The 25,625-nt window shown below is 67.2% G+C and carries 28 protein-coding genes; 11 read left to right on the forward strand and 17 right to left on the reverse strand.

Going from position 1 to position 25,625, the window contains the following annotated elements:
• Window positions 1–71: 71 nt before the first annotated feature.
• A complete protein-coding gene (locus tag HHL27_RS06465; protein WP_169492549.1) occupies window positions 72–482 on the reverse strand; it encodes a glycine zipper 2TM domain-containing protein in 411 nt (136 codons plus the stop codon).
• A 182-nt stretch (window positions 483–664) separates the two neighbouring features.
• Here HHL27_RS06465 and HHL27_RS06470 point away from each other — a divergent pair, with 182 nt between their 5' ends.
• Both HHL27_RS06470 and HHL27_RS06475 read left to right on the forward strand, forming a co-directional pair.
• Window positions 665–1,504 (forward strand): PhzF family phenazine biosynthesis isomerase, encoded by an 840-nt coding sequence (locus tag HHL27_RS06470; RefSeq protein WP_169492550.1) that lies wholly within the window; start codon window positions 665–667, stop codon window positions 1,502–1,504.
• A 73-nt stretch (window positions 1,505–1,577) separates the two neighbouring features.
• Complete coding sequence (locus HHL27_RS06475; protein WP_169492551.1) at window positions 1,578–2,741, forward strand: hypothetical protein; 1,164 nt, start codon at window positions 1,578–1,580, stop codon at window positions 2,739–2,741.
• A 9-nt stretch (window positions 2,742–2,750) separates the two neighbouring features.
• Here the strand turns inward: HHL27_RS06475 and rlmN are convergent, their stop codons facing one another.
• Entirely contained in the window at window positions 2,751–4,013 is a 1,263-nt protein-coding gene (rlmN, locus tag HHL27_RS06480) for a 23S rRNA (adenine(2503)-C(2))-methyltransferase RlmN (RefSeq protein WP_169492552.1), read from the reverse strand.
• Between the two features lie 179 nt (window positions 4,014–4,192).
• On the opposite strand from rlmN, the gene HHL27_RS06485 reads away from it, so the two are divergent.
• Window positions 4,193–4,864, forward strand: a complete 672-nt coding sequence (locus HHL27_RS06485) for an outer membrane protein (RefSeq protein WP_169492553.1) — start codon at window positions 4,193–4,195, stop codon at window positions 4,862–4,864.
• 233 nt (window positions 4,865–5,097) lie between these two features.
• Complete coding sequence (locus HHL27_RS06490; protein ID WP_169492554.1) at window positions 5,098–5,787, forward strand: porin family protein; 690 nt, start codon at window positions 5,098–5,100, stop codon at window positions 5,785–5,787.
• 61 nt (window positions 5,788–5,848) lie between these two features.
• Here the strand turns inward: HHL27_RS06490 and HHL27_RS06495 are convergent, their stop codons facing one another.
• The 6 genes from HHL27_RS06495 to HHL27_RS06520 all read right to left on the reverse strand — a co-directional run bounded on the left by HHL27_RS06495 (window position 5,849) and on the right by HHL27_RS06520 (window position 8,522).
• Window positions 5,849–6,346, reverse strand: coding sequence for a hypothetical protein (locus HHL27_RS06495; protein WP_169492555.1), 498 nt, complete (start codon window positions 6,344–6,346; stop codon window positions 5,849–5,851).
• Window positions 6,343–6,546: a hypothetical protein gene (locus tag HHL27_RS06500; RefSeq protein ID WP_169492556.1), complete on the reverse strand. Its 204-nt coding sequence runs from the start codon at window positions 6,544–6,546 to the stop codon at window positions 6,343–6,345. Before HHL27_RS06500 ends, HHL27_RS06495 begins: the two co-directional genes overlap by 4 nt.
• Window positions 6,547–6,549: 3 nt before the next feature.
• Entirely contained in the window at window positions 6,550–6,735 is a 186-nt protein-coding gene (locus HHL27_RS06505) for a DUF4169 family protein (protein WP_169492557.1), read from the reverse strand.
• Window positions 6,735–7,364 (reverse strand): histidine phosphatase family protein, encoded by a 630-nt coding sequence (locus HHL27_RS06510; protein ID WP_169492558.1) that lies wholly within the window; start codon window positions 7,362–7,364, stop codon window positions 6,735–6,737. Before HHL27_RS06510 ends, HHL27_RS06505 begins: the two co-directional genes overlap by 1 nt.
• Window positions 7,365–7,443: 79 nt before the next feature.
• Complete coding sequence (locus HHL27_RS06515; RefSeq protein ID WP_169492559.1) at window positions 7,444–7,827, reverse strand: hypothetical protein; 384 nt, start codon at window positions 7,825–7,827, stop codon at window positions 7,444–7,446.
• Window positions 7,828–7,937: 110 nt separating this feature from the next.
• Entirely contained in the window at window positions 7,938–8,522 is a 585-nt protein-coding gene (locus HHL27_RS06520) for a TetR/AcrR family transcriptional regulator (RefSeq protein WP_169492560.1), read from the reverse strand.
• A gap of 151 nt (window positions 8,523–8,673) precedes the next feature.
• Between HHL27_RS06520 and HHL27_RS06525 the strand changes: the two genes are divergently transcribed.
• Window positions 8,674–10,329 carry an FAD-dependent oxidoreductase gene (locus HHL27_RS06525; RefSeq protein ID WP_338114838.1) on the forward strand — a complete coding sequence of 552 codons (1,656 nt, stop codon included), beginning with the start codon at window positions 8,674–8,676 and terminating at the stop codon, window positions 10,327–10,329.
• Between the two features lie 19 nt (window positions 10,330–10,348).
• Here the strand turns inward: HHL27_RS06525 and greB are convergent, their stop codons facing one another.
• Window positions 10,349–10,834 carry a transcription elongation factor GreB gene (gene greB / locus HHL27_RS06530; protein WP_169492562.1) on the reverse strand — a complete coding sequence of 162 codons (486 nt, stop codon included), beginning with the start codon at window positions 10,832–10,834 and terminating at the stop codon, window positions 10,349–10,351.
• A gap of 98 nt (window positions 10,835–10,932) precedes the next feature.
• Between greB and HHL27_RS06535 the strand changes: the two genes are divergently transcribed.
• Window positions 10,933–11,154: a hypothetical protein gene (locus HHL27_RS06535; RefSeq protein ID WP_240959427.1), complete on the forward strand. Its 222-nt coding sequence runs from the start codon at window positions 10,933–10,935 to the stop codon at window positions 11,152–11,154.
• 1,015 nt (window positions 11,155–12,169) lie between these two features.
• Here HHL27_RS06535 and HHL27_RS06540 read toward each other — a convergent pair.
• Complete coding sequence (locus HHL27_RS06540; RefSeq protein ID WP_169492564.1) at window positions 12,170–14,191, reverse strand: lytic transglycosylase domain-containing protein; 2,022 nt, start codon at window positions 14,189–14,191, stop codon at window positions 12,170–12,172.
• 108 nt (window positions 14,192–14,299) lie between these two features.
• On the opposite strand from HHL27_RS06540, the gene dapA reads away from it, so the two are divergent.
• Entirely contained in the window at window positions 14,300–15,181 is an 882-nt protein-coding gene (dapA, locus tag HHL27_RS06545) for a 4-hydroxy-tetrahydrodipicolinate synthase (RefSeq protein WP_169492565.1), read from the forward strand.
• A 25-nt stretch (window positions 15,182–15,206) separates the two neighbouring features.
• Here dapA and HHL27_RS06550 read toward each other — a convergent pair whose 3' ends face one another.
• The 7 genes from HHL27_RS06550 to HHL27_RS06575 form a co-directional block, all read right to left on the reverse strand.
• Window positions 15,207–15,926, reverse strand: a complete 720-nt coding sequence (locus tag HHL27_RS06550) for an SDR family oxidoreductase (protein ID WP_169492566.1) — start codon at window positions 15,924–15,926, stop codon at window positions 15,207–15,209.
• On the reverse strand, window positions 15,923–17,236 hold the full coding sequence (locus HHL27_RS06555; protein WP_169492567.1) for an ANL family adenylate-forming protein: 1,314 nt from the start codon (window positions 17,234–17,236) through the stop codon (window positions 15,923–15,925). Before HHL27_RS06555 ends, HHL27_RS06550 begins: the two co-directional genes overlap by 4 nt.
• The gene (locus HHL27_RS22190) at window positions 17,229–17,561 is read right to left on the reverse strand and encodes an acyl carrier protein (RefSeq protein ID WP_206069409.1); all 333 of its coding nucleotides are present in this window, start codon (window positions 17,559–17,561) and stop codon (window positions 17,229–17,231) included. Before HHL27_RS22190 ends, HHL27_RS06555 begins: the two co-directional genes overlap by 8 nt.
• Before the next feature lie 14 nt (window positions 17,562–17,575).
• The gene (locus HHL27_RS22680) at window positions 17,576–17,794 is read right to left on the reverse strand and encodes a hypothetical protein (protein ID WP_338114839.1); all 219 of its coding nucleotides are present in this window, start codon (window positions 17,792–17,794) and stop codon (window positions 17,576–17,578) included.
• Window positions 17,791–18,087 (reverse strand): acyltransferase, encoded by a 297-nt coding sequence (locus tag HHL27_RS22375; RefSeq protein ID WP_240959430.1) that lies wholly within the window; start codon window positions 18,085–18,087, stop codon window positions 17,791–17,793. The genes HHL27_RS22680 and HHL27_RS22375 overlap by 4 nt, the downstream gene beginning before the upstream one ends.
• A 361-nt stretch (window positions 18,088–18,448) precedes the next feature.
• Window positions 18,449–19,231, reverse strand: coding sequence for a 3-hydroxybutyrate dehydrogenase (locus tag HHL27_RS06570; RefSeq protein ID WP_169492568.1), 783 nt, complete (start codon window positions 19,229–19,231; stop codon window positions 18,449–18,451).
• 44 nt (window positions 19,232–19,275) lie between these two features.
• The gene (locus HHL27_RS06575) at window positions 19,276–20,379 is read right to left on the reverse strand and encodes a patatin-like phospholipase family protein (RefSeq protein ID WP_169492569.1); all 1,104 of its coding nucleotides are present in this window, start codon (window positions 20,377–20,379) and stop codon (window positions 19,276–19,278) included.
• A 174-nt stretch (window positions 20,380–20,553) separates the two neighbouring features.
• Here HHL27_RS06575 and smpB point away from each other — a divergent pair, with 174 nt between their 5' ends.
• The 4 genes from smpB (at window position 20,554) to recA (ending at window position 25,565) form a co-directional block, all read left to right on the forward strand.
• The gene (gene smpB, locus HHL27_RS06580) at window positions 20,554–21,042 is read left to right on the forward strand and encodes an SsrA-binding protein SmpB (RefSeq protein ID WP_169492570.1); all 489 of its coding nucleotides are present in this window, start codon (window positions 20,554–20,556) and stop codon (window positions 21,040–21,042) included.
• Window positions 21,043–21,164: 122 nt separating this feature from the next.
• Window positions 21,165–21,725 (forward strand): DUF2062 domain-containing protein, encoded by a 561-nt coding sequence (locus HHL27_RS06585; protein ID WP_169492571.1) that lies wholly within the window; start codon window positions 21,165–21,167, stop codon window positions 21,723–21,725.
• A 37-nt stretch (window positions 21,726–21,762) separates the two neighbouring features.
• Window positions 21,763–24,231: an ATP-binding protein gene (locus HHL27_RS06590; RefSeq protein WP_420874032.1), complete on the forward strand. Its 2,469-nt coding sequence runs from the start codon at window positions 21,763–21,765 to the stop codon at window positions 24,229–24,231.
• Window positions 24,232–24,494: 263 nt separating this feature from the next.
• Window positions 24,495–25,565, forward strand: coding sequence for a recombinase RecA (recA, locus tag HHL27_RS06595; protein ID WP_169492573.1), 1,071 nt, complete (start codon window positions 24,495–24,497; stop codon window positions 25,563–25,565).
• Window positions 25,566–25,625 lie beyond the last annotated feature (60 nt).

Here is a 25,625-nt window from a genome sequence, read left to right on the forward strand (position 1 = left end):
GTCGCAAAGCATGACGCGCGGCTTGCGTTCCCGCAAGCCGCGCGCCCGTTTTGTTTTTTCAAGCTAGGTGCTTAGCGGCACTGCAGTCCGCCGCGATCGATCTCGCGACCAAGCAGGCCGCCGCCCGCCGCGCCGAGGATCGTGCCCAGCGCCCGGTCGCCACGGTTATCGATCGAGCGGCCGACAAGCGCACCAACGCCTGCGCCGATGATCAGGCCCGTGGTGCCGTTGTTGCGGCGGCAGTAGTAACGGCCGTCGTTACCGCGCCAGATGCGATCGTTGCGCGAAAGGCGGCGAGGTTCGCGATAGCGGCCATAGCGGTCATAGTCGCCCGAACGATAGTCGCGGCGGTAGTCACGATCACGATCACGATCGTGGTCGCGGCGGCCATGCGCCGGGGCCCACGACGGCGGGTCCGCCAGCGCCGGAGCGGCGGGAACGGCGACGGCGGCAAGCACCGCGGCGATGATCATCTTCTTCATGGCGAAAAGCTCCCTGCTGTTTGCCGATATTCGATTGTGACGGGCAACGCGGGGGGTGGACTTGCGATCCACAACGCCGGATGAACGCAGCAACGCGCGGCTCTTTCCGGGACAGGGCGTTTCCTGCGGGCGATGGATCACCTCTGCAGGTATGAACAGGCTATGAGAAAAAGGCGAAAATCGTGCTGATCGATCTGGTTGACGTGTTCGGACGCCAAGCGATGACCGGAAATCCGCTCGCCGTCGTGCGTGGCGGAGAAGCGCTTTCGTCTGACCAGATGCTGGCGCTGACCCGTTGGCTGGGTTTTTCGGAAACGACCTTCCTCCTGCCTCCGACCGATCCGGGGGCCGATTACCGCGTGCGCATCTTCTATCCCGCGGGCGAGCTGCCGTTTGCCGGGCACCCGACTCTCGGCACAGCGCGCGCCTGGCGCGCGGCGGGTGGCGTTCCGCGCCAGGACGGGGTGATCGTCCAGCAATGCGGCATCGGCCTGGTCGAGGTGCGCGAGGAGGGCGAGGAGCTTGCCTTCCGTGCGCCGCCGCTGTTGCGGGCGGGGCCGCTGGACGAAGAGGACGCGCGCGAGGCGATGCGCGTCGCCGGCGTTACGCGCGAGCAGGTGGTCGCGGCCGTGCACGCGGACAACGGGCCCGGCTGGCGGCTTCTGGTGCTTCGCTCGGCCGAGGACGTTCTCGCAGCGCAGCCGGTGGCGCGGGCCACCGTGCCCACCGACGTCGGCCTGGTCGGGCCCTTGGCCCCCGGCGGCGAGGCCACATGGGAAGTGCGCGCCTTCTTCACCAAGCCGGACGGCACGTTCACCGAAGATCCCGTGACCGGCAGCCTGAACGCCGCGATCGCGCTCACCCTGTTCGAACGGGGCGAGGGCGGCGAGGGCTACGTCGCCGCGCAGGGCCGCAAGGTCGGTGCAGACGGCCGCGTCAGCGTGCGCCGAACCGCGGACGGCGTGTGGATTGGCGGACGCGCCGACATGGTGTCACAAGGCGGCACTCTCACCATGGGATAGGCATGTAGGTTAGTTATATTTCCTACAAGAACCGATTTGGTTATCTAGAGCGTCCCTTGCAAGGAGCCTCAAGATGCCAAACCCCCCCATACAGTTCCCCTCGACGTTCACCGCGGCCAACGCGGTGGCCTTCGCCAACCCGGACAATTCGGCCCAGACCGTCAGCCTCGATGCGCCGCTGCCTGTCGCGGTGACCAACCTGCCGGGAAGCCAGACCGTCTCGGTGGCGAACTTCCCGACGACGCAGGCGATCTCTGCCGCAAGCCTTCCGCTGCCCACCGGGGCGGCGACGGCCACCGCGCAGGCGTCGGCGATCACCACGCTTTCGGCGATCTCGGGCCAGCTTCCCGCCAGCCTTGGCGCCAAGACCGGTGCGGCCAGCCTGTCGATCGCGCCGGCGACGGACCTTGCCAACATTGAACCCGCCGGCGCCGCCGTCACCGGCACCACGATGCCGACCGGCGGTACGGGGCTGACCGGCTGGCTCTCGGCGATCTATCGTTCGTGCAGCGAAGGCGCGGCGGTTACCGGCACAGCGACGTCGGCCGCAGTCGTCGTTTCGGCCAGCAATTCGCTCTATATGGGTGGTTCGTTCCAGGTGACCAGCGCCGGAACGTCGTGCACGGTCAGCTATGAACAGTCGAACGACGGCACGAACTGGGTCGCGCTGCCGGTGATCTCCAGCGCTGCCGCCAACAGCGCGCCGGTCACCAGCTCGACGATCGCCGGCCTTTTCAGCTTCAGCTCCACCGCCGCCTTCGTCCGCGCGCGCGTGTCGACTTATGGCAGCGGCACGGTCTCGATCACGTTGTCGCAAAAGCAGCAGTCGAGCAGCTTCAGCGGCGTGTCGCTCGCCGGCGGCTCGTCGGCGCTCGGTTCGGTGACGGTCACTGGCACGGTCAATTCGACCACCGGCTTTACCGACAGCCAGACCGCGCTGGCCGCATCGGCCACGTTCACCGGGACGGGGCGCAACACCAACAGCCTGCAGTACTGCTTCTTCAACGCCTGTGCCTATGCCGACCAGGCGGGCACGCTGTTCATCGACCAGTCGACCGATACAGGCACCACCTACCAGCCGATCCTCAGCCAGGCTGTTACAGCGGGCGGTTCGGCCAACCTCTCGGTGCGTCTGTGCGGCAGCCTTGGTACCGGCGTGCTCTACCGTGTGCGCTATGTGAACGGCGCCACGGCGCAGACGGTGTTCCGCCTGTCGAGCAGCTACACCGCCTCGTGACGGTGGCCGTCAGCCGAGCGCGGCCTGCTTCTCTTCGGCGAGGCGGTCGAGCTCGGCGCGGCTCTTCTTTTCGGCAGCCGTCTTGAGCTGCCCGCACGCCGCGTCGATGTCGCGTCCGCGCGGCGTGCGCACCGGGGCGGAAATCCCGGCATCGAACACGATCTCGGCAAAGCGCTTGATTCGCTCCGGGCTCGAACATTCATAGACCGCGCCGTCCCACGGGTTGAACGGGATCAGGTTGACCTTGGCCGGCAGCTTGTACTGCTTGATCAGCCGGACCAGTTCGCGCGCATCGTCGTCGCTGTCGTTCTTGTCCTTCAGCATCACGTATTCGAACGTGATCCGCCGCGCATTCGAAGCGCCGGGATAGTCGGCGCAGGCCTGCAGCAGTTCCTCGATCCCGTACTTGCGGTTGATCGGTACGATCTCGTCGCGCACGTCCTTGGTCACTGCGTGGAGCGAGACGGCAAGGTTCACACCGATTTCCTCGCCCGCGCGGGCCATCATCGGCACCACGCCGCTGGTCGAAAGCGTGATGCGGCGCTTCGACAGGGCAAGCCCGTCGCCATCCATCACCAGCTTCAGCGCATCGCGCACGTTGTCGAAGTTGTAGAGCGGCTCGCCCATGCCCATCATCACGATGTTGGTGAGCAGGCGTCCGTCGGGGGTGTAGGCGCTGGCCGCTTCCTCGTCGTCGTCGTCGAAGTCCAGACCGGCCATGTTGCCGGCCCCCTTGGGCCATTCGCCCAGCGAATCGCGCGCGAGCATCACCTGGCCGACGATCTCGCCCGGCGTCAGGTTGCGCACCAGCCGCATCGTGCCGGTATGGCAGAAGCGGCAGTTGAGCGTGCAGCCGACCTGGCTGGAAACGCACAGCGTGCCGCGGTCGGCGTCGGGGATGAACACCATCTCGAAGTCATGCTTGTCCGCCGTGCGCAACAGCCACTTGCGCGTGCCGTCGGTCGAAACTTGCGCCTCGACGATCTCCGGACGGTCGATCACGAACCGTTCGGCCAGCCACGGGCGCATCGTCTTGGCGATGTCGGTCATCGCCTCGAAATCGGTCACGCCGCGGTGGTAGAGCCAGTGGAACACCTGCTTGGCGCGCAGCTTGGCGGCCTTGGGATCGAGCCCGGCTTCGCCGAACAGCTCGACGATGCGCTTCTTGGGCAGGCCGATCAGGTCGATCCGGCCATCTTCACGCGGGGTCACGTCACGCGGCACCGGAACGGGGTCCGTGTGCCCGGGGATCGGCATCAGGGGGGTGTGCATGCGCGCGCATATAGGGAAGTGCGCCCGCTTTCGCAAACTCGCCCTGCCACTGTGGCGGTTTTGCCACATAGCCTTGTTGTGTTAGGTTCATGAAACCGGCGATCTGTCTCATCCGTTCGAAGGACCAATGCCAGCCGATGCGTTTGCTTGCTGGCAGGGGTTACAGAACGGAGTTTTTTATGAAGAAGATCAGCGCCATCCTTGCCGTCGGTGCGGCAGCGATCTCGGTCCCGGCGTTCGCGCAGGATGCCACGCCCGCGCAGAATTTCCAGGGTCTTCGGGTCGAAGGCCTGGTCGGTTACGACCACAATCGTTCGGGCAGCAGCGTCGACATCGACAACACCCGCAACATCAAGCAGTCGATCGATGGCGTCGTCTACGGCATCGGTGCCGGCTACGACGTGGCCGCCGGCAGCAACTTTACCCTGGGTGCCGAAGCCGAAGTCACCGACAGCAGCGCCAAGTGGGACAACAACAATGGCGTGCCCAACACCTTCAACCTCGGCCGCGTAAAGGCCGGGCGTGACCTCTACTTCGGCGCTCGCGCGGGCTATGCGGTCTCGCCCTCGACGCTGGTCTACCTGAAGGGTGGCTACACCAACGCGCGCTATAACCTCGAAGGCACCGACGGCAGCACCAACCTGCGTCAGCGCCTCGATACCGACGGCTGGCGCGTTGGCGCCGGTGTCGAACAGAAGGTCGGCACCAACGCCTATGTGAAGGCCGAATATCGTTACTCGAACTACTCGAAGGGCGAATTCGACTTCAACGGCGATACGCCGGACAGCAGCCGCTTCAACATCGATACCGATCGGCACCAGGTCATGGTCGGTGCGGGCGTGCGCTTCTGATCCGGGAACGGATCGCCGCCTGACGGTTTGACCGTTCTCGAATGACGGGGCGGGCTGGAGCGATCCGGCCCGCCCTTGTTATGCAACCAACTAAATAGTGTTGCAGAAATAACACTGTCATTTGTTGTATTCGATTCAGGAAACCGAATGGCCGTGAAGTCATTCGTCAGTGGACTGCCGGCTGGGTCGCAACCTTCCGGTTACTGGCAGACACGAAAAAGGGAGTTTCATTTATGAAGAAGATCGTTGCCGCGCTTGTCGCCGTATCCACCATTGCTCTGGCCGCTCCGGCCTTTGCGCAGGACGCCAGTGACGAAACGGTGTCGCCGTCGAAGAACTTCAGCGGCCTCAGCGTCAACACCACGATCGGCTGGGATCACCTGCGTTCGGGCAGCACCAAGGACATCGACAACGCCGCCAACGTGAAGCAGTCGCTGGACGGCATCGTGTTCGGTGGCGGCATCGGCTTCGACGTGCCGCTGGGCGATCGCCTGACGCTCGGCGCAGAAGGCGAAGCGACCACCAGCTCGGCCCGCTGGGACAACAACAACGGCGTTCCCAACACGTTCAACCTGGGCCGCGTGAAGGCCGAACGTGACCTCTACGTCGGTGCCCGTCTGGGCTTCGCCATGTCGCCCAAGACCCTGCTCTACGTGAAGGGTGGCTACACCAACGCCCGCTTTGCGCTGGAAGGCAACGGCGGCGGCCTGGTCAGCAACCAGCGCCTGGACACCGACGGCTGGCGCGCAGGCGCCGGTATCGAGCAGAAGCTCGGCGATCACGGTTTCGGCCGTATCGAATACCGCTACTCGAACTACCAGAAGGCGGAATTCGACTTCAACGGCAACACGCCGGACAGCAGCCGCTTCAACATCGACACCGATCGTCACCAGGTCGTTGCCAGCGTTGGCGTGCGCTTCTGATCACCTGATCGATCCGAAGACCAAAGCGGCGGGCCGGGGGCAACCTCGGCCCGCTTTGCTGTCAGCGCCGCGCGCAGGCGAGTGTTGCGGCGTCGAGCGCGCTGGGCAATCCGGCAAGCCGCCATGTCTCGCGCGTCACCCGGCCGGGTTCGCGCAAGGTCACGGTCAGGTCCGTGGAAGACCGCATCGCCGCCACGATCGCCGCATCGGCGCGCCGGTCTTCGGCCCAGGCGCTGGCCCCGCCTGCCAACAGCACGAACGACTGCCCGCCGATCGACAGCGTGACCCGCGCGGCAGGCGAGGCAACGCGCGGCAGGCGCACATGGATCTGTCCGCGCACATCGCGCGTCGGCCAGCTGGCGACGGTCAGGTACGGCTGGAAATCGCGCTTCCGCCCCGGTGCCGGGCGCGGCATTGCGATGACGTAGCAGCGCGGCACGCCCGGATCGCGGAAGGCCGCCCAATCGTTCCACACGCCCAGCGAATCGCGCGCCTCCGCAACAGGGGCGGCCGCGACGGCCGTAATGGCCAGCGGCACGGCCAGCAGCGCCCGCTTCACCCTTCGAGCAGGTCCAGATTGGCGACGACGTCGTTGTCGGTGGCAAGGAACAGGCCGTCCTGCACCACCTCGCTCTGCGCGGCGGCAATCGCCATCGCCTGGTCCAGCGGGCCGTAGAACAGCGTTTCGGCCGATCCGCCTTCGGCTCCGTCACCCAGGTGATAGAGGCGCACCGTCGCCTCGCCATAGGTCGTGCGCATCGCTCAGTCGGGATCCCGCTCGCGCCGCAGGCCTGCGAGCCTGGCCGCAGCGCGCGCCGCTTCGGCGTCCTCGAGCGCCTTCTGCCCGGCGGTGCGGCCGAACTTGGCCCGGTTGGCCGCCGCCTCCGCCTGCGCGCCCGCGCGCTGCTTTGCCTTGCGGACGGCGCGAAGGTTGACGATCTCGGCCATCAGGCGTGCTCGGTCCCGCGCTCGGCGCCATGGAGCACGCATTCCGCGCCATCCTTGATCAGCGCGATCGAGCCTTGCACCAGCGAAGGCGCGATCGGCACGCCGTGATCGGGATGGGCTGGGTATCCGGCCATGATTCCGCGCAGCACCCGGCTGGAGATGCCGTGCATCACCACGATATGATCCTGCCCGTCATCGCCGGTGCGCTCGATCCAGCTCTCCAGCCGCGCGGCGATCGCGGGGTAATCCTCGCCGTCCGGGGCAGGGCGCAGCAGGTGGTCGGCGATGACGATGGGCCCATGCTCGGCCTCGACATCGTCGTAGGACCGTTCGCACCACGATCCCATGTCGATCTCTTTCAGGTCCGCCGTGCGGCTGGCGGCGAACCAGTCGATGCCCAGCTCCTCGGCGATCAGCGCCGCCGTCTGCAGCGCCCGGCCGGTCTCCGAAACGTGGAGCACCACGCGCGGCCGCTCGCCCAGTTCCCGGCGCAGCGCCTGGCCCATCTGCGTCGCCTGTTCGCAGCCGAGCCGGGTCAGCGGCGTATGGATGTGGTTCGATTGCAGGCGGCGCGCGGCGTTATAGACGGTTTCGCCGTGGCGCATGATGTAGAAGCGCGATGTGGTCATGCCTCGCGTGATAGCGCGGCCGGTGGCGTCACGCCATCCGTGTCAGGCCATCCGTGTGAGGCCATCGGCGATCACGCGATTAGTCGCAGGCCGACCAGTCGCCCGCGCGGCAGGCGGCCACGGCGCGGCGCCAGTCGCCCATGTCCTGCTCGTATTGCGCCCGGCGTTCTTCGTAATCGGCCTGGTCGGCGCGATAGCGGCTGTCCTGTTCGGCATAGTCCGCGCGCGTGTCCCGGCCCTGGCCGTCCTGCGCCTCGCGCCAGGCGCGCCAGCCTTGCGCATATTGCGCATCGCGCTGCTTCACGCGCGCCGCCTCGTTCAGGTTCAACTGGCGGATGATCGCACTGTCGCGCGCCCGCGCGGCCTTGCTGCGCATGGCAGGATCGTTGGGATTGTCGGCGTGTGCCGCAACCGGAAGAATAAGCGCCGCAAACGCGACGATGGCGCATGATCCCGTTTTCATTGATGCTCCCCGAACCCGTACCCGATCCGTTATTTGTCGAGATGTATCAGGCGGCTGGACGGCGGCAAAGCGACTTGCGACCAACCGCTCGGCTTGCCTTGCGGGCACGGTCAGCGAATGGCGCTGTCGCCCATGATCAGCCGGGCGTTGGCGCGCCAGAATTCGCGCTGGCGTTCGGCTGGCCAGTTGTCGGGATCGAACAGCGACTGGATGGCGATGCCCTGCAGGGCGCTGACCGCCATGGTCGCCCTGCGGTCGATATCGTCCACGTGCGGGTAGGCAATCTTCAGCGCTTCGCGGGCAAGGCCGACCGCGTTCGCGCTCCACCAGCGCTGCTCCTCGGCCAGTTCCGGGTCATGATCGGCCATCGGCCAGAACTGGAAATAGACCCGCCAGGCCCGTCGCCCGTCCTCGTCGATCGGCAGCAGGATTTCGAGCCGGGCCAGCGGATCGGACAGCTCGCTGCCGGCCAGCGCGTCGAAGCGGTGCTGCGTGCTCTCGGCCGCATGGCGATAGGCGGCGCGCAGCAGCGCGCGCTTGTTGGCGAAGTAGTGGGTCACCACCGTTGTGCTGAATCCGGCGCGCGCCGCGATGTGCCGGATGGTTGCCGCCTCCAGCCCGCGTTCGGCGATCAGGTCCGCCGCGATCGCCGCGATTTCCCGGCGCTTCTCGTCATGGTCGACCGGTGCAGGCATCGCCACCTCGTAGCCACAAGTGGGAGGCTGGCCAAGCCACCTAGCCAAAGGTCGAGGACCCTGTGTGCAACGCGTGTTGTATACGGCCGATGCAAGCTGAGGCTCCCCGACAGGCGGGATGCCGCAAGGGAGACGGATGATGGCGCAAGGCGTGACCAGTGCTGACGTGGCGTGGGATCTGACGGCGGACGTCGTCGTGCTCGGTTCGGGCGGGGCGGCGATGACCGCTGCCATCTCGGCCTACGATCACGGCGCCAGCGATGTCGTCATCCTCGAAAAGTCGGGCATGGTCGGCGGCACCACGGCGATGTCGGGCGGAATGCTGTGGATCCCGAACAATCACCACCAGCACGAAGCCGGGATCGGCGACAGCGACGAGGATATTGTCGCCTATCTCGACAGCCTTGCCCCCGGCGCGCTCGATCCCGACCTGTTATGGGCGTTCATGCAGAACGGGCCGGAAATGCTGCGCTACTTTGCCGAGAGGACGCCGGTGCGGCTGGTCTCGTTCACCGATTTCCCCGATTACCAGCCCTATGCCCCCGGCGCGAAGCCCGATGGCGGGCGCAGTCTCGACAACGAAGCCTTCGCCTTCGAACGGCTGGGCAAGTGGGCCGGGCGGGTCAACCCCAGCAAGATGGCCTACCCTTTGCGCGGCAGCCTGATGGAAGCGACGCGCGGCACGCTCGACGCGGCGACGCTCGAAGAGCGCGAACGCGGCGATTATCGCGGTCTGGGGCAGGCGCTGGCGGGGTCGCTGTTCAAGGCCGTGCTCGACCGTGGCATCCCGGTCGAATTCGAAAAGCGTGCGCGGCGGCTGGTCAAGGATGGCGACCGCGTGATCGGCGTCGTGGCGGAAGGCGCCAGCGGCAAGGACGTGCGCGTGCGCGCCCGGCGCGGCGTGGTCATCGCCACCGGCGGGTTCGAATGGAACGAGACGCTGGTGAAGAATTTCCTGCGCGGTCCGCTCACCGGCCCGGTCAGCGTTCCCGAAAACGAAGGCGATGGCCTGCTGATGGCGATCGAGGCGGGGGCGCAGCTCGGCAACATGCAGAACGCCTTCTGGATGCAGAGCGTGCTGGAGTTCGAGCCGCAGCATCGCGCCGCGAAGCCCAACTACATGCTGGGATCGGACGAGCGCGCGCGGCCGGGGGCGATCCTGGTCAACCGCAAGGGGCAGCGCTTCGTCAACGAAGCGGCGAACTACAACGCGCTGGGCAAGGCGCTGCATGCCTTCGATGCGGGCACCCACGCCTATGCCAACCTGCCGTACTGGCTGGTGATCGACCAGCGCTACAGGGACAAGTACCACACCTTCAACGCCGCGCCGGGAGCGCCGACGCCGTCCTACATGCTTCAGGCGGATACCCTGGCCGAACTGGCGCAGAAGGCGGGAATCGATCCGGCGGGTCTCGAGGCGACGGTGGCACGCTTCAACGGCTTCGTTGCGCAGGGACGCGACGACGATTTCCAGCGCGGCGCCAACACCTACGACAACTTCTACATGTGGGGCGATCTGGATTACGATCCGCCGTTCCGCACGCTGGGTGCGATCGACCGGGGGCCGTTCTACGCGGTGAAGATGGAGGCGGGCGCGCTGGGGACGGCGGGTGGCCCGCGAACCAATGCCGATGCGCAAGTGGTCGACTGGAACGGCAACCCGATCCCTGGGCTCTATGCCGCGGGCAACGCCATGGCGGCGGTGCTGGGCGATGTCTATGGCGGGGCCGGTGGCACGCTGGGACCGGGCATGACCTTCGGCTATATCGCCGGAAAGCACTTGGGCGCCACGATCCCCAACGTGTGAGAGAAGGGCGACGTTGGGATCACGGCTCCGGATAGCTGACGCCGACGATCTCCCACTCCTTTTCGCCGCCGGGCAGGCGCACCACGCGCAGATCGCCAAGGCGCGCGCCGCGCAGGGCGCGGGCGATGGGGGCGCTCCAGCCGATCAGGCCGGCGCTCGCATCCTGTTCGTCATCGCCGACGAGCGTGAGCGTGCGGCGGTTGTCGTCCTCGTCTTCGATTTCCACCGTGGCGCCGAACAGCACGCGGGTGCGGTCTTCCTGCCGCGCGGGATCGACCACGCGCGCGGCCTTCATCCGCCGGGCGAGGTGGGCGAGCTCCCGATCGATCTCGCGCATGCGCTTGCGGCCATAGAGATAGTCGCCGTTCTCGCTGCGGTCGCCATTGCCCGCCGCCCAGCTGACGATCTCGACGATGGCCGGGCGTTCGGTGCTGAGCAGGTGATCGTAGCGCGCGCGCAGCGCGGCGAGGCCGGCCGGGGTGATGGGATTGCCTTCAACCTTCATGCGCGCGGTCTTAGGCGTTCGTCCTGCACGGCGAAAGCAGGCGCGCGCTGTTGCGCTGTGGATGGCCCGCGCCTAGGGCGGACAGGACTTTATCCAAGATGCGAAAGCGAATCCCGATGGCCGACACCTTTTCCCTGACCGTGACCGCCGACGAGCTGGAAATGCTGGTCGACGCGCTCGAAGCGGATCTCGAGGGCTATGTCGAAGCGGCCAAGGAAGCCCGCGGTTCGGGCGATGGCGGCGATGTCGAGATGTTCAAGGACGCCGCGCTGAACATCCAGAAGCTGCTCACCCGCCTGCAGGACATGCTGCCCGAATAAGGGCAGGGCTCGCCCGCGCGGGCCACTCGACTCACGCCCCCCTATCCGGCGGCGAGCCCGGACGATAACGCCGTTGGGAAGTGTACGGACCTGCGCGACCGGCGCGGGCGCCATGCGTGGCGCTTGCGCGTGGAGGGCAAGAGGAACGCTGTGGCGAGTGGCCGGCGGGGCGTTGGCTATCCCGGATCGGCTCAGCCTGAATTCGGACGGGGGCTCGAAACCCGGGCTGCGGCTCGCAAGGCGGCCCGGTCCGTAGCGATAAGTCCCGCGAGGATAAGTTCCGGGATTGGTTGCGGCCGCATGAAGGGGCCGGACCGGACTGGAACCGGACTCGCAAGGGAGCGCTGCCACGCGGTTGAACCACCGCACCACATCCGCCCGTCCGTTGCAGTGGCGTTGGGTTGCCCTGAGGGACTTGGGGCTTAACGCCCTCGCTGCCGTATCCCCCGAAAGGGATCCGGCTCCCGCAGCGCCGACCCGCGCCGGTCGCGTCGGGCCTTTCCCGTCGTGGAGATTGGCCCGAAGGAGCGAAGAGCAAGCCGGCCATGCCGCTCCCGGTCCGTGGGCTGGCGTATAACCTATATGGTACGTTCTGTCAAGGTTGGTGGGGGAAGGCCAGAGAGCAGGATAGATGCGAGGGGGTCACCCCCTCGCGCTCCCGGGACGTCTTCCGGCGCGAGGGTTGCGCTGTGGGGAGGTGTTGCGTGCTGTCTGGCTGTTGCGCTTTGGAGAACAAGGGCAGCCCTTCGACAGGCTCAGGGCAGGCGGTTTGGGGGGTAGGGGGTTCTTGCTTCCAAGGCCGTCATGCCAGCGTAGGCTGGCATCGTTGGCGGTTTGCGGAACGGTTGGCGCGCTAGCCGGCCAGCGATCCCAGCCTTCGCTGGGATGACGTTATGGGCGGGGGCAGGCGCTGCCTCCCCACCCCCGTCCGTCCTGAGCTTGTCGAAGGACTGCTCTTTTCATTGGGCCCCACGCCTCGCTCGCACCCCTCCGCCACCCTTCGGGTCCGGTCAACTCAGCCTGGCTGATTTTTGCCGAGGAAGTGGCTGAGCGGGTTGGGGCCGCGATAGCTGGCCTTGTCGGGGTTCATGGCTTCGTAGACCACGGCGTTTTCCAGCACGCGCTGGACGTAGTTGCGGGTCTCCGACAGCGGGATGCGTTCGATCCAGTCGACCCAGGCGATGCCGCCGGTGCGCGGATCGCCGTTGGCGCGCAGCCACTTGTTCACGTTGCCCGCGCCCGCGTTGTAGGCGGCGACCGCCAGCGGCCAGGACCCGCCGAAGTAATTGAGCATCCGCTGGAAATAGGCGCTGCCGAGCTGGATGTTGAGGTTGGGGTCCTGCGTCAGCAGCGTGGTATCGTAGGCGAGGCCGAGCTTGCCCGCCTGTTCGTTGGCGGTGCCGGGCATCAACTGCATCAGCCCGCGCGCGCCGGCATGGCTCAGCGCGTTCTGGGCGAACTGGCTTTCCTGACGGGCGATGGCGTGGATGCCGGTCCAGCCGCTTTCGTAGCCCGCCGGCACGGTGACGAGCGGGAAGGCGATGTGCTGGAAATCGAGATAGCCGCGCGCGCCGGCCGCTTGCCCCACGATCACGCCCAGGTCGCGCCGGCCCAAGCTGCGCGCCAGTTCGGCGACGAGCATGTGCTGGCCTTCGGTCTGCTGCTGTTCGGCGATTTCCTTGAAGAAGCGCACGCTGGTGCGCCAGTCGGCTTCGCGCGCCACTTCGCGCACGGCCTGCGTCAGCGGTGCGGCGGCGAAGGCGGCGCGTTCGGCGGCCGTGGCCTGCGCATCGGAATCGCGGGCAAAGCGCGGCACCGCCCGGCCGAGCCGTTCGAGCGCGAGGAGGCCGTAGAACTGGTCGGCATATTGCGCGGCGAGTTCGTAGTACTTGTTGGCGTCTGCCGTGCGGCCCGCCTGGGTGAGCGCGCGGCCCGCCCAGTAGAACCCCTTGGACCGGGTGCCCGGCGTGCGCGCGGCAGCACCGTAGCGGTAGAACAGCGGGGCGGCCTGGTTGCCATCGCCCATGTTCCACAGCGCCTGCGTGCCGCCGAGCCATTCGAGCGAGGTGTAATCGTCGCGCAGGCCGTAAGTCGTCTGGCTGACATCCTCGCCCGGATCGAACGCATCGTCGATGGCCGCGGCGATGCGCACGGCAGAACGGGCATCGCCCGAGGTGGCCGCGCCGCGCGCGTTCATGAGCAGTTCCTCGACCCACTTTTCGCGGTCGAGCGGCTTGCGCGTGAGCGGCAGGCGGTTTGCGAGCAGCGATTGCGCGGCGCTGCCCTGGCCCGACTTGCGCAGCTGGCGCGCGCGCTGGAAGAGGAAGCCGGGATCGGAATTGAGCGCCTGCGGCTGGACGCCGGCGGCGACGGCATAGGGATCGAGCCCCTGCAGCGAAGCGAGGCGCGCGCCGTCGATGGCCTTTCGCGCCGGGGAGATCCACGGCAGTTCGCGCTGCGCCTGCGCGGTGGCGCCGGCCCAGAGCAGCGCGTCCATCCGCGCGTCGTGATCTTCCTGCGTGAAGGTCGATCCATAGGCGGCGAGGATGTTCGCTTCGGCCATGTCGCTCATCGCGCCGCCGCGCCAGGCGGCACGGGCGACTTGCGCGGCATCGGGGCGGCCGAGTTGGCGCAACGCGAGCGCGTACTGCGCGCGGCCGGGATTGGTCAGCGGCGGCTGGCGATCGAAGAAGGCGACGAGCGTGGTGGCATCGGCGAATTCGCGATCGAGCGCGGCTTCGGCATAGCGGCGCAGGCGCTCCTCTTCCGGAAAGCGCGGATAGGACAGCACGAAGCCGGCATAATCGTTGAACGAAAAGCGGTTGGAACTGGTTAGCAGCTTCCAGCGCTCGATCGCCTGGGCCATCGGCCCCTGCGCCTGCGCCACGAGTTGCGCGCGGGCGCGATCCCACGCGCTTGCATCGACATCGCCGCTGCCTTCGCTGGCGTGGCAGGCGACCGAGGCGGCAAGGCCCGGCAGGACTGCCGCACCCAGCAGCAGCTTTCGAATGACAGCTTTCACGTCCACGCTGGACATCCTATGCCACGCGTCCTTATCAGGCACTGAATAACGATACCCCGTCCTCATTTTCGGCGCTGTTCAGCGCCGCTGTCCGATCATGCGGCATGTTGAAGGTGAAAGTCCATGTTTTCCGGCTCAATTCCGGCCCTGGTGACTCCTTTTCGCGACGGAGCGTTTGACGAGAAGGCGTTCCGCAAGCTGGTCGACTGGCAGATCGAGAACGGTTCGTCGGCGCTGGTGCCCTGCGGCACGACGGGCGAGGCATCGACCCTGTCGAACGCCGAACACCACCGCGTGATCGAGGTCTGCGTCGAACAGGCGGCAGGCCGGGTGCCGGTGATCGCCGGCTGCGGCAGCAACGACACGATGAACGCGCTGCTGCACATGACCTTTTCCAAGAAGTGCGGCGCGCAGGCCGCGCTGTGCGTGGCGCCCTACTACAACCGCCCCAGCCAGGCAGGGATCATCGCGCACTTCAGCTATCTGGCCGAACACATCGACCTGCCGATCGTGCTCTACAACGTGCCCGGCCGCACGGTGACCGACATCCTGCCCGAAACGGTGTGCGAGCTGGCCAAGCGCTTTCCCGACCGGATCATCGGCATCAAGGATGCGAGCGGCGACCTTTCGCGCGTGACCGACCACCGCATGGGCATCGGCAAGCACTTCTGCCAGCTTTCGGGCGACGACGAGCTGGCCCTGCCGGCCAATGCCGCGGGCGCGGTGGGCTGCATTTCAGTGACGGCGAACGTGGCGCCCAAGCTTTGCGCCGAGTTCCAGCAGGCCTGCGCCGACAACGACCTGGTCCGCGCGCGCGAGCTGAACGACAAGCTCTACCCGCTGCACTACGCGATGTTCGAGGACGCTTCGCCGGGCCCGGTGAAGTACGCGCTGACCCGCGTGCACGACTGGCTGACCGAAGACCTGCGCCTGCCGCTGGTGCCGTGCAGCGAAGGCGCGCGCAAGGCGGTGGACGCCGCGCTGGAGCACGCGGGCCTTATCTGAGGCGCGGCTGGCCTGAGGTGAGATTCTAGGCGGTGCTGCCGCCGTCGACGGTCAACACCGTGCCGGTGACGCGCGCCGCCTCTTCCGAGAGCAGGTAGAGCATGGCGCCGGCCACATCCTCGGGTTCGGCCGGGCCAAGCGGGGCGCGGCGCAGGACCGAGGCGAGCCGTTCGCCATCGAGCGTGCGGGTCATCTCGGTCGCCATGTAGCCCGGGGCAACGCAGTTCACCGTGATTCCGCGCTTGCCCACTTCGCGCGAAAGCGAGCGGGTGAAGCCTTCGAGCCCCGCCTTGGTCGCGCCATAGACCGACAGGCCGCTGTAGCCGGTGCGCGCGTTGACCGACGAGGTCATGATGATGCGGCCGCGGCGGCGCACCAGCATCGGTTGCAGCAATTGCCGCGTCAGCAGGATCGGCCCGGTGAGGTTGGTGGTGACGAGGCTTTCGATCTCGCCCGGAGGAGTGAGCGCGAACAGCCGGTCGCTGCTGGCGGCGCCGTTGTTGACGAGCGCGTAGATGTCCTTGTGCGTCTTGACGATGCGGCGGCCGACTTCGGCGACTTGCGCCAGATCGCCCAGATCGAGCGGTTCGAACGCCAGCTTGCCGGGATGGCGCTCGCCAAGCTCTGCCAGCGCGTCGCTCCAGCGCCGGTTGGCGGCGACGACGGCATGGCCCCGATCGAGCAGGCGGGCGGCGAGCGCGAGCCCGACCCCGCGCGAGGCGCCGGTGACGACGACCGTGCTCACGCCGGAACCCGCGCCACCTTGCCCGCGCGGGTGAGCGCGAGTTCGGGCGCGATCTCGATCGTGGCGGGGCGTGCTTCGCGGGGCAGGTGTTCGCGGCACCAGCGCTTGAGCGCGGCGATGGTGTCGGCCGGGGGCGCGCCGTTCGCGGCATCGCCGGGATCGAGCACGACCCTTGCCGCGATCAGCGCGCCGAGCATCGCGCTGGGGCGGGGCACGACCTGGCAATCGAGCACGGCGGGATGCTGCTTGAGCACGGCTTCGACGCGTTCGGGATGGACCTTCGCCCCGCCGACGTTGATGACGTTGCCCGCGCGGCCGAGAAAGCGCACGCGCCCCTGCGCCAGCTCGACGCGGTCCTGCGTGCAGAGGAAGCCGTCGGCGTCGAACAGCGCCTCCCGCCCGGCACGCAGGGTCTGCGGATCGGGGCGGATCCACAGCATGTCGTCGCGGATGCGCAGCGCGAGCGCGTGCGGCGCCCGGTCGAGCCATTCCTGCGGGAAACCGGCGATGCCATCGTGCACTGAAAAGCCGGTGCCGGCCTCGGTCGAGGCATAGTGGTGCGAAATGCGCGCGGCGGGGAACTGGCGGGCGAGCCGGTCGAGCAGCGGCTGGTCGGCCGTTTCCCCGCCCAGCGTGACCTGCCGCAGGGCAAGATCGCGCGCCGCCGGGGCCATCAGCACGCGGCGCCAAAGCGATGGCGTGGCTGACAGATGGGTGACCCCGCCTGCGGCCAGCGCGGCGATGCGCTGGGCGAAGGGCAGATCGGCGGCGGGGGCGACGAGCCGGCTTCCCCCGAGCAGGGCGTGGAGCAGCACCTGCAGCCCGGCAAAGCGGCACGGATCGTAAAGCATGCCCCAGACGGGCGCGCTCCCGCGCTGCGCCGGATCGGACGGGGCCCGATCGCGCGGTGTTGGCACGCTGCGGGCCAAGCTGGCGAAGGCGTGGGCGAAGAACTTCGGCGCCCCGGTCGAGCCCGAGGTTGCAAGGTCCCAGCGCGTGGCGACGGCCGCGCCTTCGTACGGGTAGACGAGGGCGGGCGGGGCGGCCAGCGCATGGGTGGCTTGCGCGGCGAGGTCGGCGGGCAGGAAGCGCAGCGCCGCGACCTTGCCATCGAGCAGGGCGACGAGCCGGGCCAGATCGCCGACATGCGCCGGGGCCAGCGTGACGATGTCCTGCGGCCCGCATCCGGGCGGGGCGGATGCGGCGAGATCGGCCAGCTCGCCAGCGGTGACGCGGGCGCCGCCGGTATCGATCACCACCTGGCCGGGCGGCAGGGCGCGCGCCCTGAACCGCAGGCCCAGGCTAGCCATCGACGAAGGCTGGCGCGGTCAGGTCTTCGCGCGGTTCGGCGGCGGCGAGCGGGATCGCCGGCTGGTCCGCTTCGAGCAGGCGGGTGTAGAACCCGACGAATTCGGCAAAGGTGATCGGCGGTTCGGCATCGGGATCGATCGCGAACGGATCGACGCCGAGGTCGTCGTCGAGCTGCGCGATCAGCACCGCGAAGGCCATCGAATCGAAGCCCGTCTCGAGCAGCACCGTTTCATCGGAGAGCGGCGGTGGCGGCTCGTCGTGATCTTCGCTCCACAATGCGTTGAACGTCACGCGGATCTGGTCGGCTACGGTGTCTGTGGTCACGCCCTTGTCCCCCTTCAGGCATGTGCTGGCATGGTATCGGCCTGGTCTGCGGCTGACTGTGCGGCCGGTGCCGTTTCGGCGGGCGCGCCATCGCGGATGCGCGCGCCGTAGAGCCCGGTCTGGATGTTGCGTTCAATCACGCGCGCGGGGTTGCCGAAGGCCAGCGAATGGGCCGGCACATCGCGCAGCACGACTGAGCCCGCGCCGATGATGCAGTGATCGCCGATCGTCACCCCGGCATGATCACCGCGTGCGCGCCGATAAAGCAGTAGTCGCCGATGGTGGTGGGCAGGTGCACGTTGTTGACGAAATCGTGCGTCATGATCGACGTGCGGAAGGTGACCGCCGAATACTTCCCGATGCGGATCCCGTCCGGAAAGGTCTTGTCGATCTTGGCGGTGAGGGAAATCCGGGTGCCTTCGCCGATGTGCGTTCCCCAGAAATGATTATAGTACCATCGTACTATACTAATAAACCGTCTGTATAGTTCGGTCCTGATTCGCGTTGCGACCCCGTAGCGCTTCACCAAACCCTCCTTGACAGGCGGTAAAGGCGGCAAATTGTTTCTTATCGCCCGCCGATATTTTCGCGATTTTTATCGGCACCAATTTACGGGTGGGAAATTATTTAAGCAACAATCCGCAACGTATTTTTGCCGTTCGGCTTTGTCTTCTGTTTTCATGCAGTTCCATGCATCCACGTGGCCCGCTGGCGCTGGCAATGGAAACGAGCAGTCGCGCAGCAGGGGGGGCGGCGACGAAGATCGATTGCGCGCGCGGCGATGGACTGCGCCGTGATTCGGATGCGCAGGGCTGGACGGGCGGCCGGGTGGCCGCCCGCGAGAAGGGGCAGATGCGTGATTGCGGGGGGCGTCGAGGCCCCCTGGATCAGCTCATCGACCAGCCGTGGCTGGCGGTGAGCGACTGGCCGGTCAGCGCGTTCGACGGGAAGGCGGCGAAGAACAGGGCGAGTTCGGCAATGTCCTCGACCGTGGTGAATTCGCCGTCGACCGTCTGGCCGAGCATGACCTTCTTGACCACTTCGTCTTCGCTGATGCCCAGTTCCTTCGCCTGTTCGGGGATCTGCTTGTCGACCAGCGGGGTGCGCACGAAGCCGGGGCAGATCACGTTCGAGCGCACGCCCTTGGCGCCGCCTTCCTTGGCGATCACCCGCGACAGGCCGAGCAACCCATGCTTGGCGGTGACGTAGGCGCTTTTGAGCGGGCTGGCTTCCTTCGAATGAACCGAGCCCATGAAGATCACCGCGCCCGAGCCCTGCTTGTACATGTGCGGCAGCACCGCCTTGCTGGTGAGGAAGGCGCCATCGAGGTGGATCGCCAGCATCTTCTTCCAGTCGGCATAGGCGAAGGCTTCGACCGGGTTGACGATCTGGATGCCGGCGTTCGACACCAGCACGTCGACCGTGCCCCACTTGGCCACGACTTGCGCCACGCCGGCGTTGACCTGGTCTTCGCTGGTGACGTCCATCGCCACGGCAAGCGCGGCATCGGCATGGTCGGCGTTGATCGCATCGGCCGCGGCCTGCGCCGCATCGAGCTTCAAGTCGGCGATGGCGACCTTGCCCCCGGCGGCGGCATAGCGCTTGGCGATGGCAAGCCCGATGCCGCTGGCGGCGCCGGTGACGATGCAGACCTTGTTGTTAAGATTCATGGTGATGGCTCCGGTTCTTGAGGGGGATTCCCCGGTTAGGGTGGTCAGGCGAGATCGAGCGTGACGATGCCGCGCGTGGGGCGTTCGCGTTTCTTCCAGCGCGGGCTGGCGAACGAGCGGAGCACGTCTTCGCGCCCCGCCTGCCAGTGCCCTTCGACTGTCATGCGCGAAAATTCGTAGTCCTTGCCCTGGCTCTCGTAGTCCTCGCCCCGATTGATCAGGTGCAGGATGGTGACCGGCCCCTGCGACCGGTAGGCCTTGAGCAGGGCGAGATCGGGATCGTCGGCAAATTCCGGTGGCAATTTGGCGAACAGCCTTTGTGCTGCTGCTTCAAGCGCTTCGATCCGCTTGTTCATGTCGGTATTCATGCGGGTGCGGCTGGAATAGCGGATGTCCTTTTCGCGCTGCGTCGCTTCCGCCAGGCTGCGCGGCATCATCCCGCGCGCGCTGAACAGATCGACCTGGAACACCAGCAGCGGGTCGGTGCCGCGCTGGTCCAGCACCTGCTGCAGCGGTGTGTTCGACACGATGCCGCCGTCCCAATAGGGTTCGCCATCGATCATCACCGGCGGAAAACCGGGCGGCAGCGCACCGCTCGCCATGATGTGTTCGGGCCCGATGCGCCGGTCGCGGTTGTCGAAATAGACGAAGTTGCCCGTCAGCACGTTGACCGCGCCCACGCTGAAGCGGACAGGGCCATCGTTGAGCAGGTCGAAATCCACCAGCTCTTCCAGCGTGGCGCGCAAGGGGGCGGTATCGTACAGGCTGATCGCCTGCGGCGAGCCGGGCTGTTCGAGCCAGGGCGCGCACAGCCGCGGGGTGAAGAAGCCGGGAATGCCGGTGAGCGCGATGGTGGCGGCCGACGCTTCGTTGAACAGCCGCCGCCCCCAGCCATCGGCAAAGGGCGAGGGGAAGGGCACCCGGCTCGACGCCTTGTCCCAGAACGCGCGCAAGGCCGCGATGCGCTTGTCCGGTGGGTTGCCCGCGATGAGCGCCGCATTGACCGCGCCGATCGAGATGCCCGCGACCCAGCCGGGCATGTGGCGGCTTTCCATCAGCGCCTCGAACACGCCCGCCTGGTAGGCGCCGAGCGCGCCGCCGCCCTGAAGGACCAGCGCGCAGGATTCGCTGTCGACTTGGCCAGTCATTTGGGAGCGCCTCGCAAGGGGTGAGCGATGTCGGGAAACGGTTTGTGCACTGCAACGTAAAAGCGCAAGGGCGGTTTCCTGAAACTTCGGTCATGCGGGCGGGGCTGGAGTGCGCAAGTCATTGCGGGCGCCCCGCTTCCCTTTTGCCGGGGCACACCCTACATGGCGGCGACCATGGCACGCCCCACCCCCGCAGCCTTCGACAAGAAGAAGATCGTCGCCGAGAACCGTCGCGCGCGGTTCGAATACTATATCGAGGACGTCTACGAGGCGGGCATCGTGCTGACCGGCACCGAGGTGAAGTCCTTGCGCTTCGGCGAAGGCTCGATCGCCGAATCCTATGCCGAGGTGAAGGGCGGCGAAGTCTGGCTGGTCAATTCCAACGTGCCCGAATTCAGCCACGGCAACCGCTTCAACCACGTGCCCCGGCGGCCGCGCAAGCTGCTGCTGAAGGAGCGCGAGATCGACAAGTTCCACGGCGCGGTGGAACGCAAGGGCATGACGCTGGTGCCGCTGTCGATCTATTTCAACGGTCGCGGCCGGGCCAAGGTGGAGCTGGCGCTCGCCAAGGGCAAGAACGCAGCCGACAAGCGCGCCACGATCAAGGAACGCGACTGGAAGCGCGACAAGGCGCGCATCATGCGCGAACACGGCAAGGAATAAGTTGGCCTTCCACCCCGCGCTTCACTTCGGCGTAAGCTCCGCGCGGGTAGCCACGGCGGATCGATAGAGGCGCAATCGTTCCGTGACGGGACGGTGACACGCCGCTAACCTTGCGGGACGAGATGCAGACGAGAATCGCCAACTGGGCCCGGGCCAACATGCCCACGCGCGAACAGATGGAGCGCATGCCCCTGGCGCGCCCGCTCGCCGCGCGGCACGAACTGTGGCGGTTCACCCGCCGTTCGGTGCCGCGGGGGGTGGCGGTCGGCCTGTTCATCGGCATCTTCGCGATGATCCCGGGCGTGCAGATCGTGGGCGCGGCGCTGATGTGCCTGCCGTTTCGTGGCAACATCCCGATCGCGGCGCTGATGACGTTCATCTCGATTCCGCCGACGACGCTGTTCGTGTTCCTTCCCGGCGCGATCTGGGTGGGCAACCGCTTCGGCTTCCACGCCGATCTCTCGACGATCACCACGCTCGTGTCCAAAGGGGCAGGCTTGGGCGAATGGCTCGCCTGGTTGGGCACCGATGCCGCGCCGTCGCTGGTGATCGGCCTTGGCGTGATCTCGCTGGCCAGCGCCGCGCTCGGCTATGTCGTCACGGCGATCGGCTGGCGGTGGTGGACCGCGCACAAGCGGCGCACCCGGCTGATGCGGGCGCAGGCAAGGGACTTTCCGGAGTGACCGCCGGGCCAGAGGGGGTATGGCCCGCGTGAGCAGGATTGAAAGCGGGGCAGGGGTGACGACGACGTATCGCAGCGAGGGGGCGTTGCTCTCGGCCGAACCCGACGGCAGGCGTCTGCCGTGGAAGGACTTTGCCGCGATCGCGCTCGGCATCCTGGCAAGCGCCGGCCTGTTGTGGTGGGTTTCGGGCGAGGCGGTGGCCGCCATCGCCTTTCTTTCGGGGATCGTGCTGGTCGGCGCGCTGGTGCTCGCCGTGCTGCGGCTGCGGCCCGAAGCCGAAGTGCCCGATTTTGCCGCGCCCGACTGGTCGGTCACCTTCACCGCGATCGACCGTGACGATGAGGCGGTGGCGATCACCGACCGCGCCGGCCGGCTGGTCTGCGCCAGCACGCGCTATATGGAATGGTTCGATGCAAGCGTCGCGCCGCCGAGCCTGCAGCTCGATGCACCGGCCCGCGAAGGCATCGACAATGCGGCGCGCACGGCGTGGCGCGATGGCGCGGCACGGGTGGCGCTGATCCCCGGGTCGCTCGGAGGGCTGTCGCTCGACGTGCGGCGCGCGGGCCGGGGCGAGAACCACCTGGTCTGGCGCTTCGTGCCGGCGAGCGACGACGATCCGGTGACCGAGATGGCCGCGCATGTCGCCGGCAAGCTCGGCCGCGCGCTGAGCCGCGAAGCGCTGCAATGCGCGCTGGTCGCGCCCGACGGGCAGGTGCTGGCCGCCAACGGCGCCTTTGCCGCGCGCGCTTCGGGCCGCGAGACGGCGGACCTTGTCGGCACCGACTTCGTCTCGTGGTTCTGCTCGGACGAGCACGAACGCATCTACTATGCGCGCGAAGGCGCCAAGGGCGCGCCGGTGCGCTTCGTCCACGTGCCCGTTGCCGATCCCGACATCTCGGACGCGATCGATCCGACCGCGGTGCCGTCGCTGTTCCTGCTGCTCGACGATCAGGGCGGCATCGGCGATCCGCGCGCCGGGCTGCCGCAGGTGGAAGCGCTGCTGGCGCGGCTGCCGCTGGGCCTTGCCATGACCGATCGCGACGGCCGCTTCCTCTTCGCCAACCGCGCCTTCCTGCGCGCCGCCGGGCACGAGGACCCCAATTTGCCGCCGCCGTACCCGTCCGACCTCGTCATCCGCGAGGACAAGGGCGCGCTGGCCGATGCGGTGCGCCGCTATGCGCAAGGCGCGCCGACATCGGGCGACGTCGCCGTGCGCCTGCGCGCCGCACCCGAAGAGCCGGTCTCGCTCAACATGGCGGCGGTGCGGGGGCTGGGCGAAGGGGCAGTGCTGCTCAGTCTCAAGGATTCGACCGAGGAAACCCGCCTCAAGCGCGAGATCGCGCAGGCGACCAAGATGCAGGCAGTGGGCCAGCTGGCGGGCGGCGTGGCGCACGATTTCAACAACGTGCTGACCGCGATCATCGGCTATTGCGATCTCATGCTGATGCGCCACACCCCGGGCGACAGCGATTACGACGACATCCAGCAGATCAAGGCGAATTCGAACCGCGCCGCCTCGCTCACCCGCCAGCTGCTCGCCTTTTCGCGCCAGCAGACGCTGCGCCCCGAAGTGCTGCAGCTGCCCGACGTGGTGGCCGAGGTTTCGACCCTGCTCAAGCGCCTGCTCGGCGAAAAGATCAGCCTGGAAGTGACCCACGATCGCGATCTGGGCTTCGTTCGGGCAGACCCGGTGCAGCTCGAACAGGTGCTGCTCAACCTTGCCGTGAACGCGCGCGATGCGATGGCCGACATCAAGGGCGGCGGCACGCTGCGGCTGATGACCCGGCGCGTGACGGCCGGCGACGTGCGCGCGATGAAGAGCGAGATCCTGCCGATCGGCGACTATACCGCGCTGATCGTCGAGGACACCGGCCACGGCATCAAGCCCAACCTGATCGGCAAGATCTTCGAGCCGTTCTTCACCACCAAGGACAAGGGCAAGGGCACCGGCCTTGGCCTTTCGACCGTGTACGGCATCGTCAAGCAGTCGGGCGGGTTCATCTTCGCCTCGAGCGAGGTGGGCAAGGGCACGCGCTTTACCATCTACCTGCCGGTCCACGTGCCCGACGCGGTCGAGCAGGCCGAAGCCGCCAGGCCGAAGCCCGAAGGCCGGCGCAGCGAATGGAGCGGCGGCGGGCGCATCCTGCTGGTGGAGGACGAGGACACCGTCCGCGCCGTGGCCGAACGCGCGCTGGTGCGCCAGGGCTACGAGGTGACCACGGCCGCCGATGGCGAGGAAGGGCTCGAGGCCTTGCAGCGGATCATGGCGGCGGGCGAGGATGTCGACATGATCGTGTCCGACGTCGTCATGCCCAGCATGGACGGCCCGACGATGGCCCGCGAGATCCGCCGCCTGCGCGCGGACATGCCGATCCTGTTCATGTCGGGCTATGCCGAGGAACAGCTGCGGCGCGAGATCGACATTCCCAACATGCACTTCCTGGCCAAGCCGTTCAGCGTGGCGCAGATCGTGGCGGCGGTGGAAGACGTGCTGCGCGGCGACTGACCGCCGCGCGATCGTTGCGGGCGCCAGGGCGCCACACCGATACCGCCATGTTGGAAGGAATCGGTGGAAAAGCCCGCCCGGATTCCAACGTCCTTCCGGCGCGCTCGCCCCGAAAAAGCGGCGCTGGCGCAGAGCTTTAGGGGGTAATCGCGCGAAAATGGCGGGAAATTTCCGTTCCCCTCTTGTTCCATGAGAACAAAAGGCATACAAAGCCAGTGTTGACGGTTCGTGTGAGCCATCTTTAGGCAAGGGGAAGCAAAGCCATGGCGGCGCAGCTCAAGCTCATTCAGGAAGGCAAAGACAAGGACATGGACCGTCAGAAGGCGCTCGATGCGGCCCTGGCCCAGATCGACCGGGCATTCGGCAAGGGTTCGGCCATGCGGCTGGGCCAGAAGGAAGCGATGCAGGTCGAAGCGATTTCGACCGGGTCGCTCGGTCTGGACATCGCGCTTGGCGTCGGTGGCCTGCCACGTGGCCGCGTGATCGAAGTTTACGGGCCGGAAAGCTCGGGCAAGACCACGCTTGCGCTGCACGTGATCGCCGAAGCGCAGAAGAACGGCGGCACGGCAGCGTTCGTCGATGCCGAACACGCGCTCGATCCGGTCTATGCCAAGAAGCTGGGCGTCGATATCGACAACCTGATCGTCTCGCAGCCCGACACCGGCGAACAGGCGCTCGAGATCACCGATACGCTGGTGCGGTCGAACGCGATCGACGTGCTGGTGGTGGACTCGGTCGCCGCGCTCGTCCCCCGCGCCGAGATCGAAGGCGAGATGGGCGACAGCCACGTCGGCCTGCAGGCTCGCCTGATGTCGCAGTCCTTGCGCAAGCTTACCGGCTCGATCAGCCGCTCGCGCTGCATGGTGATCTTCATCAACCAGCTGCGCATGAAGATCGGCGTGATGTACGGCAATCCCGAGACGACGACGGGCGGCAACGCGCTCAAGTTCTACGCCTCGGTCCGTCTCGACATCCGCCGCACCGGGCAGATCAAGGATCGTGACGAGATTACCGGCAACGCCACCCGCGTGAAGGTCGTGAAGAACAAGGTCGCCCCGCCGTTCCGGCAGGTCGAATTCGACATCATGTACGGCGAAGGCATCTCCAAGATCGGCGAGATCCTCGATCTCGGCGTCAAGGCTGGCCTCGTCGAAAAGTCGGGTGCCTGGTTCAGCTACGACAGCATCCGCATTGGGCAGGGGCGTGAAAACGCGAAAAACTACCTGCGCGAACACAAGGAAGTTTGCGACCGGCTCGAAGCTGCGATCCGCAGCCGCACCGAGCAGGTCTCCGAAGGTCTGATGGCCGGTCCGGACGCGGACGACGACGTCTGATCTTCAGGCGGGGCGCGGGGCCGGGCATCGTCCGGGCCAGCACGCCTGATCGCCGAACAA

Origin of the sequence: Novosphingobium olei, assembly GCF_012927405.1 — a bacterium.
Classification (GTDB): domain Bacteria; phylum Pseudomonadota; class Alphaproteobacteria; order Sphingomonadales; family Sphingomonadaceae; genus Novosphingobium; species Novosphingobium olei.

Excerpts from the sequence above, each read along its gene's own strand:
- HHL27_RS06505 (WP_169492557.1), bottom strand. The coding sequence starts at position 6,735 with ATGGCCGAGATCGTCAACCTTCGCGCCGTCCGCAAGGCAAAGCAGCGC.
- HHL27_RS06585 (WP_169492571.1), top strand. The coding sequence starts at position 21,165 with ATGCAGACGAGAATCGCCAACTGGGCCCGGGCCAACATGCCCACGCGC.
- HHL27_RS06540 (WP_169492564.1), bottom strand. The coding sequence starts at position 14,191 with ATGTCCAGCGTGGACGTGAAAGCTGTCATTCGAAAGCTGCTGCTGGGT.
- HHL27_RS06575 (WP_169492569.1), bottom strand. The coding sequence starts at position 20,379 with ATGACTGGCCAAGTCGACAGCGAATCCTGCGCGCTGGTCCTTCAGGGC.
- HHL27_RS06465 (WP_169492549.1), bottom strand. The coding sequence starts at position 482 with ATGAAGAAGATGATCATCGCCGCGGTGCTTGCCGCCGTCGCCGTTCCC.
- HHL27_RS06485 (WP_169492553.1), top strand. The coding sequence starts at position 4,193 with ATGAAGAAGATCAGCGCCATCCTTGCCGTCGGTGCGGCAGCGATCTCG.
- HHL27_RS06490 (WP_169492554.1), top strand. The coding sequence starts at position 5,098 with ATGAAGAAGATCGTTGCCGCGCTTGTCGCCGTATCCACCATTGCTCTG.
- HHL27_RS06515 (WP_169492559.1), bottom strand. The coding sequence starts at position 7,827 with ATGAAAACGGGATCATGCGCCATCGTCGCGTTTGCGGCGCTTATTCTT.
- recA (WP_169492573.1), top strand. The coding sequence starts at position 24,495 with ATGGCGGCGCAGCTCAAGCTCATTCAGGAAGGCAAAGACAAGGACATG.
- dapA (WP_169492565.1), top strand. The coding sequence starts at position 14,300 with ATGTTTTCCGGCTCAATTCCGGCCCTGGTGACTCCTTTTCGCGACGGA.
- HHL27_RS06500 (WP_169492556.1), bottom strand. The coding sequence starts at position 6,546 with ATGCGCACGACCTATGGCGAGGCGACGGTGCGCCTCTATCACCTGGGT.
- rlmN (WP_169492552.1), bottom strand. The coding sequence starts at position 4,013 with ATGCACACCCCCCTGATGCCGATCCCCGGGCACACGGACCCCGTTCCG.
- HHL27_RS06555 (WP_169492567.1), bottom strand. The coding sequence starts at position 17,236 with ATGGCTAGCCTGGGCCTGCGGTTCAGGGCGCGCGCCCTGCCGCCCGGC.
- HHL27_RS06520 (WP_169492560.1), bottom strand. The coding sequence starts at position 8,522 with ATGCCTGCACCGGTCGACCATGACGAGAAGCGCCGGGAAATCGCGGCG.
- HHL27_RS06510 (WP_169492558.1), bottom strand. The coding sequence starts at position 7,364 with ATGACCACATCGCGCTTCTACATCATGCGCCACGGCGAAACCGTCTAT.
- smpB (WP_169492570.1), top strand. The coding sequence starts at position 20,554 with ATGGCACGCCCCACCCCCGCAGCCTTCGACAAGAAGAAGATCGTCGCC.
- greB (WP_169492562.1), bottom strand. The coding sequence starts at position 10,834 with ATGAAGGTTGAAGGCAATCCCATCACCCCGGCCGGCCTCGCCGCGCTG.
- HHL27_RS06475 (WP_169492551.1), top strand. The coding sequence starts at position 1,578 with ATGCCAAACCCCCCCATACAGTTCCCCTCGACGTTCACCGCGGCCAAC.
- HHL27_RS06535 (WP_240959427.1), top strand. The coding sequence starts at position 10,933 with ATGCGAAAGCGAATCCCGATGGCCGACACCTTTTCCCTGACCGTGACC.
- HHL27_RS06570 (WP_169492568.1), bottom strand. The coding sequence starts at position 19,231 with ATGAATCTTAACAACAAGGTCTGCATCGTCACCGGCGCCGCCAGCGGC.